The organism is Sphingomonas aurantiaca (assembly GCF_003050705.1).
Classification (GTDB): Bacteria; Pseudomonadota; Alphaproteobacteria; order Sphingomonadales; family Sphingomonadaceae; genus Sphingomonas; species Sphingomonas aurantiaca.
The window spans coordinates 584,143-600,602 of sequence record NZ_QAOG01000002.1; the positions used below are offsets into that span (position 1 = coordinate 584,143).

Genomic DNA, 16,460 nt, shown 5'->3' on the forward strand with positions numbered 1-16,460 from the left:
GGAACATTCGGTCTTCGGCCAGCGTTGCGCCTCTCAGTTATCAGGGAGAGTAACATGGCCGAAGAGCGTATCGTCGAGACCCCGACCACCCACACCACCGTCATCGAACGCCGCAGCGGAGGTGGCGGCGCGATGATCGCAGTCGTCCTGCTGATCGCGGTGCTGATCGGTGGCTTCTATCTGTTCAGCCGCCAAGGCGCGCAGAACAGCAAGGATGCAGCGATCACCTCGGCGGCCAAGAGCGTCGGCGGCGCTGCCGACAAGGCCGGCGACGCGGTCGAGAAGTCGACGCAGTAATCGATGACGTACCGCCCCGGCCAACACCGGGGCGGCAGCTTCGCGGCGCTGGCAGCCTCACCGCAGGCAGCTGTCCAACCCGTCATTTCTTACGACCGAAACCCGCCGCGACAGCGTGTTTCCGTGCTTGCGCACGAACCCATGCGGATCGATCGCCGCGCGCTTCTTGGGCAACGGCAGCACCGCCGCAATCCGCCCCGCCTCGGTCGCCGACAGCTTCGACGCATCATGGTTGAAATAGCGGATTGCCCCGGCATTCGCGCCGTACGTCCCGATCCCGGTCTCGGCGATGTTGAGATACACCTCCATGATCCGCCGCTTCGGCCACAACGCCTCTATCAGCACCGTGAAATACGCCTCGAACGCCTTGCGGACATAGCCGCCGCCCTGGAACAGAAACGCGTTCTTCGCGGTCTGCTGGCTGATCGTCGAGCCACCGCGGATCCGCCCGCCCTGCGAATTGCGCGCCGCCGCTCCCGCGATCGCCTTGAAATCGAAGCCATGATGCGAACAGAAGCGCGAATCCTCGCCCGCGATCGCCGCGCGCGCCATGTCCGGATCCATCTCCGATAACGGCATCCAGTCCTTCGTCACGCCATGCCCGTTGAGGACGTCGCCCATCATCGTCCAAGTGAACGGTACCGGCACGAACCGATAGATGCCGACCCATGCGACCGTGACTAGGACGAACCCGAAGACGATCTTGGCGAAAATGCGGAAGAAGCCCATCGCCGCTCCTTAAGCGATCGGGGCGGGCTCGCCAATGATCGCGCGCGCCGCCGCGACACCCGTCTCATACGCGCCGTGTGCGGTCGAGAAATCATACGGGTGACAGGCCTCGCCGGCGAAGTGAATGCGGCCGTCGACCGGCGCTGCAAGGACGCCACGCTGTGCCGCTTTACTAATCCTCGCATGGCTGTAGCTGCCGCCGATATAGGGTTCCTGGCGCCAGCGCGTCGCGGTGAGCGGCGTGAACCGGTTGCGCCAGTCGCTGCCGAGCAGTCCGACAAGCTCGTCGATCGCGAACTGTGCAGCGTCGCGATCCTCCAGCATCTCCGCGCAGTCGCCGCCGAAGAAGCTTTCGACGATCGGCCACCCGAATGGCGACAGGCGGTGGCTTGCGGTGCAGGCGCTGTACGGCTTGCCGATGAGATGCGCGTTGGTAGGCCATTCGGGGCGATCGACATGGAGGAACACCTTGTCGGCGAGCCCGAGCGGCAGGTCGGCAGCGGCGGCATGCTTGTCGGGGAAAGGCGGGTCGAACACGATCTGTGACGTGGCGAGGACGGTCGTGGGGACGCAGACGACGACGTGGTCCGCCTCGATCGTGCCCGCGGGGGTGTCGACTCTCAGGCGGCGGCCGCTGTGATCGATACGCGTGACGGGCATCGAGAGGCGGACGGTCAGCCCCGCGGCATGGCTGGTAACGAGCGTGCCGTAGCCTTCCTTCACCGTCCAGTTGTCGTCGGTCGAGGCGTCTTCGTATGCGGCCCAGTCGTGCAGCGAGACCTGGGTTAGGTTCGCGCCATTGGCGTAGCCGGAGATCGCATCGATCTTGGGACGCCATTTATCGTCCGCATCTATGAAGTCGGAAAGAGGGCGGTCCGGACCGTCCAGCGCGTCCTGCGCTCGCGCGTTCCAGGACTGGTACGCCTGTGAGGCGGCGGCTTGGTCTTCAGATGTGAAGCCGAGGTCGCGCCATTGTGTGCGCCAGTTCGCTTCGGAGCGATCGACAGAGAAGCCTGTCGCCTCCGCGATCGAAGTCCAAGGATTGCGCTGGGCAGAGTGAAGCCAGCCGCAACCGGCGTCGACATGGTTTTCCGCGAAGGCGGAGAGCTGGTCCGGGATCGCGGCCCGACGGGAAAGCAGTGACGCAAGGGGGAGGCTACGGGCTCGGCCACCGAGGCGATCGCTCGCCTCGACCAGCACCACATCGTGCCCAGCATCATGCAACGTTCTTGCCGCGGCAATGCCAGACGCACCGCCGCCAATGACGACGGTGCGCGCCACCTTAGGCCGCCAGCAGGCGCTTCTCGCCAGCGATCCGCATCATCGCCTTTTGCAGCTTCTCGAACGCGCGTACTTCGATCTGCCGCACGCGCTCGCGCGACACATTATAGACTTGCGACAATTCCTCGAGCGTCTTGGGATCGTCGGTCAGGCGACGCTCGGTCAGGATGTGCTGCTCGCGCTCGTTGAGGTCGTCCATCGCCGACACCAGCATCGAGTGGCGGACATCCGCCTCCTGCGCATCGGCAACGATCTTGTCCTGCAACGGTGCGTCGTCCTGCAGCCAATCCTGCCATTGGCCCTCGCCATCCTCGCGCATCGGCACGTTCAGCGACGTGTCGCCGCCCATCGCCATGCGGCGGTTCATGCTGACGACGTCGGTTTCGGCCACACCAAGATCTGTCGCAATTTTGGTGACGTGTTCGGGGCGCAGATCGCCGTCCTCGAATGCATCGAGGCGGCTCTTCATGCGGCGCAGGTTGAAGAACAGCTTCTTCTGCGCGGCGGTCGTCCCCATCTTCACGAGGCTCCACGAACGCAGGATATATTCCTGGATCGACGCGCGGATCCACCACATCGCATAGGTGGCGAGACGGAAGCCGCGCTCGGGCTCGAACTTCTTCACGCCCTGCATCAGGCCGATATTGCCCTCGGAGATCAGCTCCGACGTCGGCAGGCCGTAGCCGCGATACCCCATCGCGATCTTCGCCACGAGACGGAGATGCGAGGTCACGAGCTGCGCCGCCGCCTCGGTATCGCCATGCTCCTGGAAGCGCTTGGCGAGCATATATTCCTGCTCGGGTTTGAGCAGCGGGAATTTCTTGATCTCGGCGAGATAGCGATTGAGACCCGCCTCGCTGCCGAGCGCAGGAATCGTCGCTGGAACGTTGGAGCGGGCTGCCATGGTCGTAATCCCTTTCTTCTGACCCCGATTGCCGCACTGCGGCATGGTGTCGATTATCTATACGTCAAGCTGGGTGAACAGTTCCTGCATGTCTGCGGGCATTTCGCTTTCGAACGCCAAAGCGATGCTTTTCACCGGATGGATGAACCCCAGATGCGCCGCGTGCAACGCCTGGCGACGAAACCCGAGCGTATCGAGCAGCGACTTCTGAGCCTGCTTTGTTCTACCATAGACCGGGTCGCCCAACAAGGCATGGCCGATCGACGCCATGTGGACACGCACCTGGTGCGTGCGCCCGGTCTCGAGCCGACATTCGATCAGCGCTGCAGCGCGTAGTGTCTTTATAGTCGAGAAATGCGTCACCGCGCGTTTGCCGCCCTCGACGATCGCGATCTTCTTGCGGTTTTGCGGACTGCGCGCGAGCGGCGCGTCGACGGTACCGCTGGGCGGGCGGGGGATGCCACCGACGATCGCCTTGTAGCGGCGATCGATGCTGTGATCGTGAAACTGCCTGGCCAGACCTTCGTGCGCGCGGTCGGTCTTCGCCGCGATCATGAGCCCCGACGTGTCCTTGTCGATACGGTGGACGATGCCGGGCCGCGCGACGCCGCCGATCCCCGACAAATTGCCGGCGCAGTGGTGGAGCAGCGCGTTGACGAGCGTCCCGTCGAAATTGCCCGCCGCCGGATGGACGACGAGCCCGGCGGGCTTGTCGATCACGATCAGGTCGTCGTCCTCATAGGCTATGACGAGCGGGATATCCTGTGCTTCGTTGTGCAACGGGGTCGGCGGCGGGATCGCAACCGCGAACACCTGGCCGGCTGCGGCCTTCTTCGCCGAATCGCGCCATTCGCGGCCGTTGAGCGTCACCTGCCCCGCGGCGATCAGCGTCTTCAACCGCTCGCGCGACATGTCCGGGAGCAGTTCGGCAAGCGCACGATCAAGCCGCCAGCCATCCGTGGCCGGCGTGATCGATGCTTCGACGATGGAAACCCCCCGGTCCATGTCGTAGCGATGTGGCGATGAGCGTGACAATTTCAAGCGAAGTGCTGCAGCGAATGTTGGCGCAGGCGGCGGCGTCGCCCGAGGCGGAGATCTGCGGGCTGTTGCTGGGCGGCGGAGATCGGATCGAGGCGGCGGAGGCGTGCGCGAATGTCGCGACCGATCCGGCGCGCGCGTTCGAGATCGATCCGACCGCGTTGTTCGCGGCACATCGCCGGGCAAGGTCTGGTGGCGCGGCGGTGATCGGCCATTATCATTCGCACCCATCGGGCTTGCCGATTCCTTCGCCGCGCGATGCCGCCCAGGCGATGGGGGACGGGGCGATATGGGTGATCCTCGGTGGCGGTGTCGCGCGGGCTTGGCGGTCGGTCGAGCTCGGTGGGTTCGTCGAGGAGGTGATCGGCTGCGTTTGACACACGACATACCGACGCACCACGAACGTGACAAAAGTCGGGATTCAAAGCCAAGAACGTTGCGCTGGATACCCTGGATCCTGACTTTCGTCAGGATGACGGAGGTTAGGCAGAGACGTGCCGTACCTCCACCCTTGCGCGCCGCCAATGTCACCGCCAGAAGACACGCCATAAATAGGGGATTTTCATGACGGTCAGCCCGGTCGATTTCGCGAGCCTGCTCTGTTCGCGCCTGTGTCACGACCTGCTGTCGCCGGTGGGGGCGCTCAACAACGGGTTGGAGCTGCTTGCCGACGAGACCGATCCGGCGATGCGCGAGCGCGTCATGCAGCTGCTCGCCGACAGCGCGCGCGCATCTGCCAGCAAGCTCAAATTCTTCCGCCTCGCCTTCGGGGCCGCGGGCGGGTTCGGCGAGCTGGTCGACACGCATGAGGCCCGCAACGCGATCGAGGGGCTGGTCGCGGAAAACAAGCGGATCACGTTCGTCTGGGGGGTCGAGGCGTCGGCAATGCCCAAATCGGCGGTGAAGGTGCTGCTCAACCTCGTGCTCGTCGCTACCGAATCGCTCGTGCGGGGCGGGACGATGGAGGTCGGTGGCGAGGAGAATGACGGGCAGCTCGAGATCGTCGTGAAGATCGAGGGTGCGCGGATCGTCCTCGACCCCGAGATTCGCCGCACGCTGGTCGAAGGTGAAGGCGCCCAGACCGTCACGCCGCGGGCGGCTGCGGCCTATCTGATCCACACGGTGGTCGCCGAGGCTGGCGGGACGGTGATCATGTCCGAGCCGGCCGAGGGAATCATGATCTTCGGCGCGGTCTTCGCGGCGCGCTGACGCAGCGTCCGCCGTTCCAGCACTCCTGCGCCAGAGCTAACGCCCTCTTAACCTCCACCGTGCATGACAGGCCTCGAACGCGGGGCTCGCATGGACGATCTTTTACAGGAATTCATTGCCGAGACGCGCGAAACGCTGGAAGCGATTGCCGGCGAGATCGTCGCGTGGGAGGCCGAACCCGCCGATAGCGCGCGGCTCGACGCGATTTTCCGCTTCGTCCACACCGTCAAGGGAAGCTGCGGGTTCCTCGACCTGCCAAGGCTCGCACGCCTGAGCCACGCGGCAGAGGACGTCCTCGCTGCGGTTCGCGATGGCAAGCGCACGCCCGATACCGCGCTCGTCAACGCAGTGCTGGGGATCGTCGATCGGATCGCGGCGATCGTCGAGGCGATCGACGCCGGCGCATCGCTCGACGATGCGGACGAGGACTTGCTGATTGCCGCCCTCGCGCCCGATGCGCAGCCGCGCGCACAGATCCAGGTAGCGCCGCAGAACCGCGCCGCAAGTCGCAGCGTCCGCCTGAACGTCGACCTGCTCGATCACATGATGAGCGGCATGTCCGAGATGGTGCTGGCGCGCAACGAACTCGCGCGCAGGCTGCGCGACAGCGACGTCGATCCGCAGGTCGAGGCGGCGCTCGAGCGGCTGTCGCTCACCGTCGCCGACATGCGCGACACCGTCACGCGCACGCGCATGCAAAAGGTCGATGCGCTGTTCTCGGCGTTGCCGCGAATGGTCCGCGACACCAGCGCCGAGCTTGCCAAGAGCATCGACCTGGTGATCGAAGGCGCCGATGTCGAGCTCGATCGCGAGATGATCGAACTGATGCGCGATCCGCTCGGCCATATCATCCGCAACGCGATCGATCATGGCATCGAGACACCGACGGAGCGACGTGCGGCGGGCAAGCCGTTGACCGGACGCCTGATCGTGTCGGCGCGGCAGTCGGGCAACCAGATCCTCATCGAGATTGCCGATGACGGCAAGGGCATCGATGTCGCGCGGATCGTCGCCAAGGCCGCCGAAAAGCGCCTGTACGGCGTGGCGGAGCTGGCCGCGATGAGCGAGGCCGCCAAGCTCGACCTGATCTTCGCGCCGGGTCTGTCGAGCCGCGACACGGTCACCGCCATCTCGGGGCGCGGCGTCGGCATGGATGTCGTGCGCGCCAATATCGAGCAGATTGGCGGGCGCATCGTCCTGACGAACGATCCGGGCCGGGGCTTGCGGATCGTCATCCATGTGCCGCTGACGTTGTCGATCCTGTCGACGATCATCGTCGGCGTGGGCGCGCAGCGGTTCGCCTTGCCGCGCCAGGCGATCGAGGAGATCGTCATGGTCCGCGGCAATCAGGTGCGGATCGAGACGATCGGCGACGCCGCGACGGTCACGGTGCGCGGCAAGCGGATGCCGCTGGTATCGCTGGGCGAACTGCTGGATCTGAACGGCGATTCGCCCCCGACTCTGGTGATCGTCTCGACGCGCGAGGGCGATTATGCGCTCGGCGTCGATACCGTGCTCGACACCGAGGAGCTCGTCGTCAAGCCTGCGTCGCCCGCGGTGATGGCGACCGGCGTCTATGCGGGCAAGACATTGCCCGACAACGGCTTGCCGATGCTGTTGCTCGATGCCGCCGGGATCGCCGCGGTGGCGGGGTTGCGGTTCACGCCCGTCATCGCGGCGGCGGCGGTGGTCGAGGAGGTGGTGCCGGGGGTGCCCGCGTTGCTGTTCGACGATCTCGACGGCCAGCGCCGGGCGATCGCGCTGGCGGTGATCGACCGTGTCGAGCCGGTGCCGACCGAGGCGATCCGCTGGTCGGGCGGGGCGCTGCGTCTGTCGATCGGCGAGACGATCATCCCGCTCCACGCGGTCGCCGAACTGGGTGCGCGCACCGAGGTGGCGGTGTTGCGGCTGACCGATGGCGAAAGCGAAATGGCCTATGCGATCGCAGAGGCGATCGAGATCGTCGCGCTGCCGACGGATATGGCGCCCGCACGCGGCACCGGGCCGATCGCCGGCGTGGTCATGATCGCGGGCGAGCAGATCGAGCTGGTCGATCCGCATGCGCTGTTCGCCGGGCAGCCGGTGACGCTCGGCTCGCTGCCGGTATGCCTGTTGCAGGTCGACGGATCGGGTTGGATGGAGACGTTCCTGAAACCCGCGCTCGAAGCGTCGGGCTATCGCTGCGTGACGGCGCTGGCGGCGGGCGAGACGGCGGCGGTGGCGCTGGCGATGGAGGACTCGCCGGTTCGCGAGACGCTGGCACCGGTCGTGACGCTGCGCCGGACGCCGACCGCCGAGCGCGACGACGATCCGAGCATCTATCGGTACGACCGGCCGGCGTTGATCGCCGCGCTCGCAGCACGGAGGGCGATGTGAGCGAATTGTTCCTGGTGGCGCATGTCGCCGGTCGCGGCGTCGCCATCGCCGCAAGCCAGGTCGAATCGGTGGTCGATATCGGCGAGATCGTCGCGGTCCCGCGTGCGGAGGCCTTCGTCCGCGGACTGGCCGCGTTACGCAGCCGGGTGGTGACGGTGATCGACACCGGTACCGCGCTGGGGCTGGCGCCGACCCCGGACGACGTCAGGCGCGCGGTCATCACCATCTTCGAAGGGCATCATTACGCGATCCTGGTCGACTCGGTCGAGGACGTCGCACCGTCCGAGCGCTTGCCGCTGTCGTCGGGCATGGCGCTGCATCGCGGCTGGGCGTCGGCGGGGATCGGTATCGTCGAGCGCGATGGCGAACCGCTGCTGATCCTCGATCTCGCGGCGATCATTTCGGACACTGCCCTCGCCGCCTGAATCTTCCCCTGTTTAACCCGGTGCTTACGCTTTCCTGCGCAGACCGGTTTCACGATTTTCCCCGGAAGGCTTTCCATGAAGACCTGTCTCGTCGTCGATGACTCCAAGGTGATCCGCAAGGTCGCGCGCCATATCCTGGAGACGCTCGACTTTACCGTGACCGAAGCCTGTGATGGCCGCGAGGCGCTGGCCGCGTGCATGGCGTCGATTCCCGACGTGATCCTGCTCGACTGGAACATGCCGGTGATGAGCGGGATGGATTTCCTCCGCGCGCTGCGCGAGGCCGATGTCCCGAGCCGGCCGAAGGTGGTGTTCTGCACGACCGAGAACGGCATGGCGTATATCCGCGCGGCGATCGAGGCGGGGGCGGACGAATATGTCATGAAGCCGTTCGATCGCGAGACGCTCGAATCGAAGCTCCAGATCGTCGGCATGGCCTGATCCGGTCCGGACGATGGCCAGTCGGTCCCCCCCAGTCCCGCGACCCGATCGTGCCGGCCCCCAGGCGGACGGTTTCGCGCGCGTTCTGATCGTCGATGATTCGGTGGTCGCGCGTGCGGTGATCGCGCGGCTGATCGATGCGAGCGACCGGTTCTCGGTGGTGGGCGCGGTCGGTACGGCGCAGGCAGCACTGGAGTTCCTGGGGCGCGCGACGGTCGAGTTCATCCTGCTCGACATCGAGATGCCGGGCGTCGACGGGCTGACCGCGCTCCCCGACCTGATCGCGGCGGGGCAGGGCGCCAAGGTGCTGATCGTATCGTCCTCCGCCGACGATGGCGCGGCGGCCTCCGTCCAGGCGCTTGCGCTGGGGGCGGCGGAGACGTTGATCAAGCCGTCGGCGGGGGCGCTGTCGGGGCGGTTCGGCGCCGCGCTCGTGGGCAAGCTCGAACGGCTGTGCGAGCATCCGGCGCTGATGCCGCCGGCGATCGTCGTCCGTCCGCCTGCTGCGGCGCCGGCACCGGTGCCGTCCGCGCAACCGGTGCCGCGGCCTGCGCCGACGACGCATCGCACCCGTGCGGCGAGCGACGACTATGACATCGTTGCGATCGGCGCCTCGACCGGCGGCATCCATGCGCTGAGCCAGGTCTTTCGCGAACTCCCGGTCGGATTCCGGTTGCCGATCGTGATCACGCAGCATCTGCCCGCATCGTTCATGCCCTATTTCGCCGCGCAGATCGCCTTGCTCGCGGGACGCCCCTGCGACGTTGCGACCGATCGGCTGCGCGTGCGTCCGGGGCGCATCATCGTCGCACCGGGCGATGCGCATCTGAAATGCGTCGCGCTCGGCGAGGACGGGGCCGCATTTCGCCTGACCCATGAGCTTGCCGCCAGCGGATGCATGCCGTCGGTCGATCCGATGCTCGCGTCGATCGCGGAGGTCTATGGCGCGCGGATGATCGCGATCATCCTCAGCGGGATGGGGCGCGACGGTGCGGAGGGCGCGCGCCGCGTGCGTGATCGCGGCGGCTGCGTCATCGCGCAGGACCAGAAGAGTTCGGTCGTCTGGGGCATGCCGGGCGCGGTGGCGGCCGCAGGAGTCGCCGATGCCGTGTTGCCGCCCGATGCGATCGGCCGCCTCATCGCGACGCGGCGCCGGCCATGACGCTCGCCAAATCGCCCCCCGTCGCTATGCCGGTCGTTGGGCCGGTCGTTGGGCCGGTCGCGGCATCGCAGACCGCGATCAGCGTGCTCACCGCGCTGCTCGAGGCGCGCACCGGCCAGCAGATCGCGGCCTATCGGTCGTGGCGGCTCGATACCGCGCTGAAGCCGCTGTTGCGCGATCGCAAGCTCGACACGCTCGACCAGCTGGTGACGCAGTTGCTCGAAGGCAGCGATCGCCTGATCGGCGACCGGATCGTCGACGCGCTCGTCAACCAGGAGACCTCGTTCTTCCGCGACGCGCAGGTCTTCGAGCTGCTCGTCGAGGCGGTCGCGGCAGCGCAGGCCGAGCGTCGCCGGGTCCGGATCTGGTGCGCGGGGTGCTCGACGGGGCAGGAACCGTTGTCGCTGGCCATGGCGTTTGCCGAACGGCACCAGACGAGCGGTGCACCGATGCCCGAGATCGTTGCGACGGACGTATCCGAAGCCGCGCTCGCCCGCGCCCGCGCGGGGCGCTTCTCGCAATTCGAGATCCAGCGCGGCCTGCCCGTCCGACAGATGATCCGCTGGTTCGACACGACGGGCAGCGACTGGGTGGCAAAGCCGGAACTGGTCAAGCTGGTCAGCTTCCGGCGGATGAACCTGGTCTCCGATCAACCCCCGCCGGGGCGGTTCGATATCATCCTGTGCCGCAACGTCCTGTTGTACCTGTCCACCCAGACCAAGACGCATGTGTTTCCAAAGCTGGCGGACGCGCTGAACCCCGGCGGCATGCTCGTGCTCGGCGCCGGCGAGACGGTCATCGGCCAGACCAAGGCGTTCGAACCCAGCAAGGCGTTTCGCGGCTTCTATCAGCTCCAGGGTGAAGAGGGTCGCAGCCAAGCCGTCGGTTGAGCCGCCGCGGCGATCACCGCGTTGTTTTCCGCAGCCTATTACCTCGGCGGTCGGTTGCCGCTAATGCTGTAGCTAGGCATTGCCGAACGGCTTGAAGGGAAGCTGGCTTGAAGTTTATCGAGACACCGTCACCCAATTTCGACGACCGTTCGCTGCCTGTCACGATGGTGGTGCTGCACTATACCGGCATGCAGGACGGCGCGTCGGCGATCGCGCGGCTCCGCGATCCCGAGGCGAAGGTCTCGTCGCATTATCTGGTCGAGGAGGACGGCACCGTCCTGCGGATGGTCGCAGAGGAGAAGCGCGCCTGGCATGCCGGGCGGTCGCACTGGCGCGGGGTCGAGGACGTCAACTCGGCGAGCATCGGTATCGAGATCGTCAATCCCGGTCACGAGTTCGGCTATCGCCCGTTCCCGCCCGAACAGATCGCGTCGGTCGTGGCGCTCGTCGCCGAGATCAAGGATCGTCATGAAATCACGCGCGGCAATATCGTCGGCCATTCGGACATCGCGCCGACGCGCAAACGCGATCCGGGCGAGCTGTTCCCGTGGCATGAACTCGCGCGGCGGCGGCTGGCGCTGCCACGCCCGACCAAGAACCTGATGGATCCCGGCTGGACCGAAGGCGGCTTCTGTCTCGCGCTCGAACGCTTCGGCTATGATGTCGAGAACCGGATGGCGGCGACGATGGCGTTCCAGCGGCGGTTCCGCCCCGAGCTGGTCGATGGCGAAGTCGATGCGGAATGCCGCTGCATTCTTCTCGCTTTGCTGCTTCCCAAACCGATGGGCGACGACTAGGGGTCTGCGCGCCAGAGGGTCGGGCGGCCGCGGGGGTGTTGTAATGGCATCCGCGAGGAAAGTCCGGGCTCCGCGAAACGACGGTGCCGGGTAACGCCCGGCGAGGGTGACCTCAGGGAAAGTGCCACAGAGAGCAGACGGCCAACCCTCGGCGCAAGTCGGGGCGGTCAGAGTGAAAGGGTGCGGTAAGAGCGCACCGCGCGCCTGGTAACAGGGGCGGCACGGCAAACCCCACCGGGAGCAAGATCGAATAGGGGTGGCACATGGGCTTCGTTTCAGCTCGTCACCCGGGTTGATTGCTTGAGACGGCGGGCAACCGTCGTCCTAGAGGAATGGTCGCCTAACTTCCGTATCGAAGGATCGGAAATGGACAGAACCCGGCTTACAGACCCTCTGGCATCCTTCTCCGAACCATTGCAGACTGCCGGAAAATGACACCGGGGGTTGGTATGCGTTTCAAGAAGAGTGGTTTGTTCGGCGCCGGTATGGCGGTGATCGTCGCCGCGACGGTTCAGGTCGCCGCACAGACTCCCACGACGACCGTGCAACAGGATTTCGAGGCCGCCGCCGCGCTGGATGCGAAGGGTGACAAGGCGGCCGCCCTCGCCGCATGGGAAAAGCTCGAGTCCCGCACCAAACCCGGCTCGCGCAGCCGCGGCGTCGCACTTGTTCGCAAGAGCGCCGCGCTGTTCAAGCTCGATCGGTCAGACGACGCCGTCATCGCTGCGCGCGGTGGCCTAGCGTTGTTGCCGGCCGCCGATCCGACGCTCGCCGAGGATCGCTGGCGGGCTTATCACGATCTCGGCATCATCGCCCAGAATGCGCTCGACTATGCTGGCGCGGGCGACGCGTATCGCAGTGCCGAAGCCGCCGGGGATACGCCCTCGCTGAAGGCCGCCTCGATCCTCGCGTTGGCCGATGTGTCGACCTTTACCAACCCGGCCGTGGCCGATGCCGCGTTGGCGCGGATCGACGCGTTGGCCAAGACGGTATCCGTCGACGCGGTGCTGAAGGCCGATATCGCGCGGCGTCACGCGATCCTGCTGCTCAACCGCGGCAGCTACGAGCCGGCACGGCTGTACGCTGTCGAGGCGGTCAAGCAGCTTGGCGGCATGACCAGCAAGACCGACCTGCGCGACGTTTCGGCGCGGTCGGACGCGGCGATCGCGTCGCTGCTGGCGGGCAAGTCCGAGGATGCGCGACGCTATATGGCGATGACCGGCGCAGGCCGGCTGACCAAGGGCGAATTCGATCCCGCCGTGCAGATGGACGTGCCCCCGTGTGGCGGCGAAGCGGATCTGCGACCAGCCGATATGGCGGTCGTCGAATTCACCATCGGTGACGATGGAATCGTACGCAACGTGTCGCCAATCTATGCGGCAGGTGGCGGCGCGGTTGCGCTGGATTTTGCGCGGGCGGTGCGCGACTGGTCTTGGACCCCCGAACAGGCCAAGGCCTTGCCAACGTTCTTCCGCTACAATGTCCGGGTCGAGATGCGGTGTTCGACGTTGTTCGAGCGGCCGTCGATCGGCAAGTTCCTCGACGCTGACATGGCCGCTTGGCTTGAGTCGAAGGGGCTGTCTTTGCCTGCCGAGGAGCGTGGGGCCGATGCCGTCGCTGTTGTGAGCCAGCGGGCGGCGCTCGCAACGGCGGAGGCAAAGACTGGGCCGAATTCGATCGCGACGCTGCCCTCGCTTTACCAGTTGATCAATAACGCGGTCGTCGGACGCGAGGAAACAAACGCTCTGGCACGCCGCGCGCTGGCCATCGCTGAAGCACAAGGCGCGCCAGCCATCGCCCGGCTGCCGCTCGAAATCAGTGTGCGCGAAACGGCGAGTGCGGACATATGGAAGAACGGCGCCTATGCGCGCGCCGTGACGCCGCTGTTGTCGATGCCTGTCTATGCGAACGATCCGAAGTCGCGCGCGACGATTTTGTTGCTTATTGCGGAGAGTACGAGGTCGCGGAGCCGCCGCGCGGTGCTGTTGCAGCAGGTTGTCGATGTCACGGGGCTCGCCGCGAACGACCCCATGCGCGTGGGCGCGCTAATCCGTCTCGCATCTCTCCAGCAACAAGCCGGCGATACCGCGATGGCCCGTACCACGTTCGATCAGTCGGGCCTGTCGGCGAGCCAGTGTGCGATACTCGATGCTCCACCGCGGCTTGTGTCGGCCGGCGGCGTTTTCCCGAACGAGGCCATGGCTTGGGGTTTCGAAGGGTTGACCAAAACGCAGTTCGACGTCGGCGCCGACGGTAAGGTCATCAACCAGCGCGCCGTGCTGAGCTACCCCCCGTTCGTGTTCACGAAAGCTGGCGTTCAAACGATGGCCGGGGCGCGGTATACGAAGACGTATCGCCCCGATGGCGGCGTCGGCTGCGGCGGCCTGTCGCAGAACGTGCGGTTCAGGCTGCCGGGGTAAAATGGCGTCTGGTAGCAGGGCTTTCCGCGACATTCGTTCCTGATGATCCTCCCCGTGGCGGGGGAGGATCGTTAGCGTCGCGGTGGGACCACTGAATGCGTAGCCGAGATGGCTGTCGCTTTGCGCTTACACCAGCACCTTGTCCGGTCGGCCCACGTCTTCGAGGACCGTGCTCGCGTCGATCTCCATCATCGGTTTGATCAGCCCGTCGCGGATGTCGTAGACCCAGCCGTGCAGCAGCACCTGCTGGCCACGCGCGAACGCACCCTGGATGGTCTCGGTACGCGCGAGCCGGACGAGCTGGTCGCGGACGTTGACCTCGACCAGCCGGTTGACCTTCTGCTCGCGGTCGGGCTGTGCGTCGATCTCGTCGGCATGATCGTGCATCACGCAGCGCGCGGTCGAGAGCCAGTCGTCGACCGGGCCGGCGGTGCCGCCGTCGAGCGTCGCGCGGATCCCGCCGCACGCATAATGGCCGCAGATGATGATGTGCCGCACGCCGAGCACGTCGACGGCATATTGCAGCACCGACATCAGGTTGGTGTCGTCGTCCTTAACGAGGTTGGCGATGTTGCGGTGGATGAACATGTTGCCCGGCGGCGTCATCGTCATCTGTTCCGGGCTGACGCGGCTGTCCGAACAGCCGATCCACAGGAATTCGGGGTTCTGGCCCACGAGCTGGCGCTGGAAGAAGTCGGGGCTCTCCTCGATGATCTCGGCCGACCACGCCTTGTTGGCGAGCAGGAGCTGTTTGTACTGCCTCATGCGAAACGGACCTCGGTCTGGGGGGCGTTGATCAGTTTCACCGTGCGCAGTGCCAGGTCACCGCGGATCAGCACGGTGATGCCGCGATACTTGGCGCCCTTGATGAAGGCGTTGATGATGTCGATGTTGTCGAGATCGACATAGCTGGTCGACGACAGGTCGATCAGCAGGTTCGCGTTGTCGGGCACCCGGTCGAGCGATTTCTGCAGCTCGTATTTGTGGATGAAATACAGGTTGCGGCGCGCGCGGACGAGGCAGTCTTCGTCGTCGCAGGCGAAGGTGATCGCGGTGCGGAAGTTGCGCGCCACGACGAACACGAAGCCGACCGCGAGGCCGATCACGATACCCTCGAGCAGATCGGTGAACAGGATCGCACCGACCGTGACGACGAACGGGATGAACTGAGTCCAGCCCTGCTTGTAGCGTTCGGTGAACAGCTTGGGCTTGGTGAGCTTGTAGCCGGTCGCGATCAGAACCGCGGCGAGCGCGGACAGCGGGATCAGGTTGAGCACCGCCGGGATCAGCGCGACGCTGACCAGCAGCCAGAAGCCGTGCAGCATCGTCGACAGCTTGCTCTCGGCCTTGGCGTCGACATTGGCGGACGAGCGCACGATCACCGAGGTGACGGGGAGGCCCCCGATCAGCCCGGACAGGATGTTGCCGCCGCCCTGCGCCATCAGTTCCCAGTTCTTGTCGGTGGTGCGGCGGCGCGGATCGATCTCGTCGACCGCCTTGACGCTCAGCAGCGATTCCAGGCTGGCGACGATCGCGAGCGTGACCGCGCTGGTCCAGACCACGCCCATCGTGATCCCGGAGAAATCGGGAAAGGTGAACAGCGACGGAAACTGCGACAGCGTCTGCGTGACCGGCACCTGCACCAGATGCGTCGCCTTGAGGTGCCATTCGGGCTTTACCGCACCGAGCAGCGTGTTGCCGAAGATACCGATCAGCACGACGACCAGCGGGCCGGGGACGAAGCGCAGCGGGCCGTTCTTCGGCTTGGCGCCGTCCCACCAGAACAGGAAGGCGAGACTGACCGACGCGATCAGGATCGCGCCCGGGGTCACCGCGGCGCTGAGGCTTTCGAGGATCCGCGAAAAGGTGTTGATGCCGTTTGCCGTGCTGAATTCGAAGATGCCCTCGGCTTCGCGATCGAAACCGACCGCATGCGGGATCTGCTTGAGGATCAGGATCAGGCCGATCGCCGCGAGCATCCCGGTGATGACCGAGGACGGTACGAATTCGCTGAGAATGCCCGCGCGCGTCAGCGAGAAGCAGATCTGCAGCACGCCGGCGAGCACGACCGCCATCAGGAACATCTGGTAGCTCGGCATGCTCTCGATCGCGGTCAGTACGATCACCGTCAGGCCGGCGGCGGGGCCGCTGACCGACAGCGGGGATTTCGAGAACAGCCCGACGGCGATACCCCCGACGATCCCCGAGATGATGCCGGCGAACAGCGGTGCGCCAGACGCGAGTGCGACGCCGAGACAGAGGGGAAGCGCGACCAGCGCGACGACGATGGAGGCGGGAAGATCCGCGCGCCATGTGGTAAGCTTGGGGATTAAAGTCGGCACCAGGGCTCCTGTCGCTGAGGTGTCGGCTGGGGATACGTCCGACCCGGACGCATCTATCCATGCCACATGACAAATAGTTCATGTTCATTAATCGATGAACGGTGACTGACTCAAGGTGGAATGTTGCGGCGCGAAATATTGTCCATAGC

16 protein-coding genes and 1 other RNA gene are annotated in these 16,460 nt (G+C 65.8%); 11 read left to right on the top strand and 6 right to left on the bottom strand.

The genetic code is table 11. The features are described from left to right. Positions 1–54: 54 nt before the first annotated feature. Positions 55–297 (top strand): hypothetical protein, encoded by a 243-nt coding sequence (locus C8J26_RS08145; protein ID WP_107957454.1) that lies wholly within the window; start codon positions 55–57, stop codon positions 295–297. A 57-nt stretch (positions 298–354) separates the two neighbouring features. Here C8J26_RS08145 and mtgA read toward each other — a convergent pair whose 3' ends face one another. The 4 genes from mtgA to C8J26_RS08165 are packed head-to-tail and all read right to left on the bottom strand — an operon-like array spanning position 355 to position 4,216. Continuing rightward, positions 355–1,026 carry a monofunctional biosynthetic peptidoglycan transglycosylase gene (gene mtgA, locus C8J26_RS08150; protein WP_107957455.1) on the bottom strand — a complete coding sequence of 224 codons (672 nt, stop codon included), beginning with the start codon at positions 1,024–1,026 and terminating at the stop codon, positions 355–357. 9 nt (positions 1,027–1,035) lie between these two features. Next, positions 1,036–2,307, bottom strand: coding sequence for a flavin monoamine oxidase family protein (locus C8J26_RS08155; protein WP_107957456.1), 1,272 nt, complete (start codon positions 2,305–2,307; stop codon positions 1,036–1,038). Position 2,308: 1 nt separating this feature from the next. Further along, entirely contained in the window at positions 2,309–3,211 is a 903-nt protein-coding gene (gene rpoH, locus C8J26_RS08160; RefSeq protein WP_056417940.1) for an RNA polymerase sigma factor RpoH, read from the bottom strand. Positions 3,212–3,268: 57 nt separating this feature from the next. Further along, positions 3,269–4,216, bottom strand: coding sequence for an RluA family pseudouridine synthase (locus tag C8J26_RS08165; RefSeq protein WP_056417943.1), 948 nt, complete (start codon positions 4,214–4,216; stop codon positions 3,269–3,271). 17 nt (positions 4,217–4,233) lie between these two features. Between C8J26_RS08165 and C8J26_RS08170 the strand changes: the two genes are divergently transcribed. From C8J26_RS08170 to C8J26_RS08215, 10 genes are all read left to right on the top strand, one after another. After that, positions 4,234–4,626 carry a M67 family metallopeptidase gene (locus C8J26_RS08170; protein ID WP_056417945.1) on the top strand — a complete coding sequence of 131 codons (393 nt, stop codon included), beginning with the start codon at positions 4,234–4,236 and terminating at the stop codon, positions 4,624–4,626. Positions 4,627–4,813: 187 nt separating this feature from the next. Then, the gene (locus C8J26_RS08175; protein WP_056417949.1) at positions 4,814–5,458 is read left to right on the top strand and encodes a histidine phosphotransferase family protein; all 645 of its coding nucleotides are present in this window, start codon (positions 4,814–4,816) and stop codon (positions 5,456–5,458) included. A 90-nt stretch (positions 5,459–5,548) separates the two neighbouring features. After that, positions 5,549–7,834, top strand: coding sequence for a chemotaxis protein CheA (locus tag C8J26_RS08180; RefSeq protein ID WP_107957457.1), 2,286 nt, complete (start codon positions 5,549–5,551; stop codon positions 7,832–7,834). Further along, on the top strand, positions 7,831–8,259 hold the full coding sequence (locus C8J26_RS08185) for a chemotaxis protein CheW (RefSeq protein WP_107957458.1): 429 nt from the start codon (positions 7,831–7,833) through the stop codon (positions 8,257–8,259). Before C8J26_RS08180 ends, C8J26_RS08185 begins: the two co-directional genes overlap by 4 nt. Before the next feature lie 75 nt (positions 8,260–8,334). Next, on the top strand, positions 8,335–8,700 hold the full coding sequence (locus tag C8J26_RS08190) for a response regulator (protein WP_056417956.1): 366 nt from the start codon (positions 8,335–8,337) through the stop codon (positions 8,698–8,700). Positions 8,701–8,713: 13 nt separating this feature from the next. After that, positions 8,714–9,862, top strand: coding sequence for a chemotaxis-specific protein-glutamate methyltransferase CheB (gene cheB / locus C8J26_RS08195; protein WP_107957459.1), 1,149 nt, complete (start codon positions 8,714–8,716; stop codon positions 9,860–9,862). 26 nt (positions 9,863–9,888) lie between these two features. Beyond that, positions 9,889–10,752: a CheR family methyltransferase gene (locus tag C8J26_RS08200; RefSeq protein WP_107957621.1), complete on the top strand. Its 864-nt coding sequence runs from the start codon at positions 9,889–9,891 to the stop codon at positions 10,750–10,752. A gap of 107 nt (positions 10,753–10,859) precedes the next feature. Next, positions 10,860–11,549, top strand: coding sequence for an N-acetylmuramoyl-L-alanine amidase (locus C8J26_RS08205; protein WP_107957460.1), 690 nt, complete (start codon positions 10,860–10,862; stop codon positions 11,547–11,549). Between the two features lie 11 nt (positions 11,550–11,560). After that, positions 11,561–11,950, top strand: an RNA gene (gene rnpB / locus C8J26_RS08210) — RNase P RNA component class A. Between the two features lie 48 nt (positions 11,951–11,998). After that, a complete protein-coding gene (locus C8J26_RS08215; RefSeq protein WP_107957461.1) occupies positions 11,999–13,969 on the top strand; it encodes a hypothetical protein in 1,971 nt (656 codons plus the stop codon). 126 nt (positions 13,970–14,095) lie between these two features. Here the strand turns inward: C8J26_RS08215 and C8J26_RS08220 are convergent, their stop codons facing one another. Beyond that, a complete protein-coding gene (locus tag C8J26_RS08220) occupies positions 14,096–14,734 on the bottom strand; it encodes a carbonic anhydrase (protein WP_056417963.1) in 639 nt (212 codons plus the stop codon). Continuing rightward, complete coding sequence (locus C8J26_RS08225) at positions 14,731–16,311, bottom strand: SulP family inorganic anion transporter (RefSeq protein WP_107957462.1); 1,581 nt, start codon at positions 16,309–16,311, stop codon at positions 14,731–14,733. The genes C8J26_RS08220 and C8J26_RS08225 overlap by 4 nt, the downstream gene beginning before the upstream one ends. Positions 16,312–16,460 lie beyond the last annotated feature (149 nt).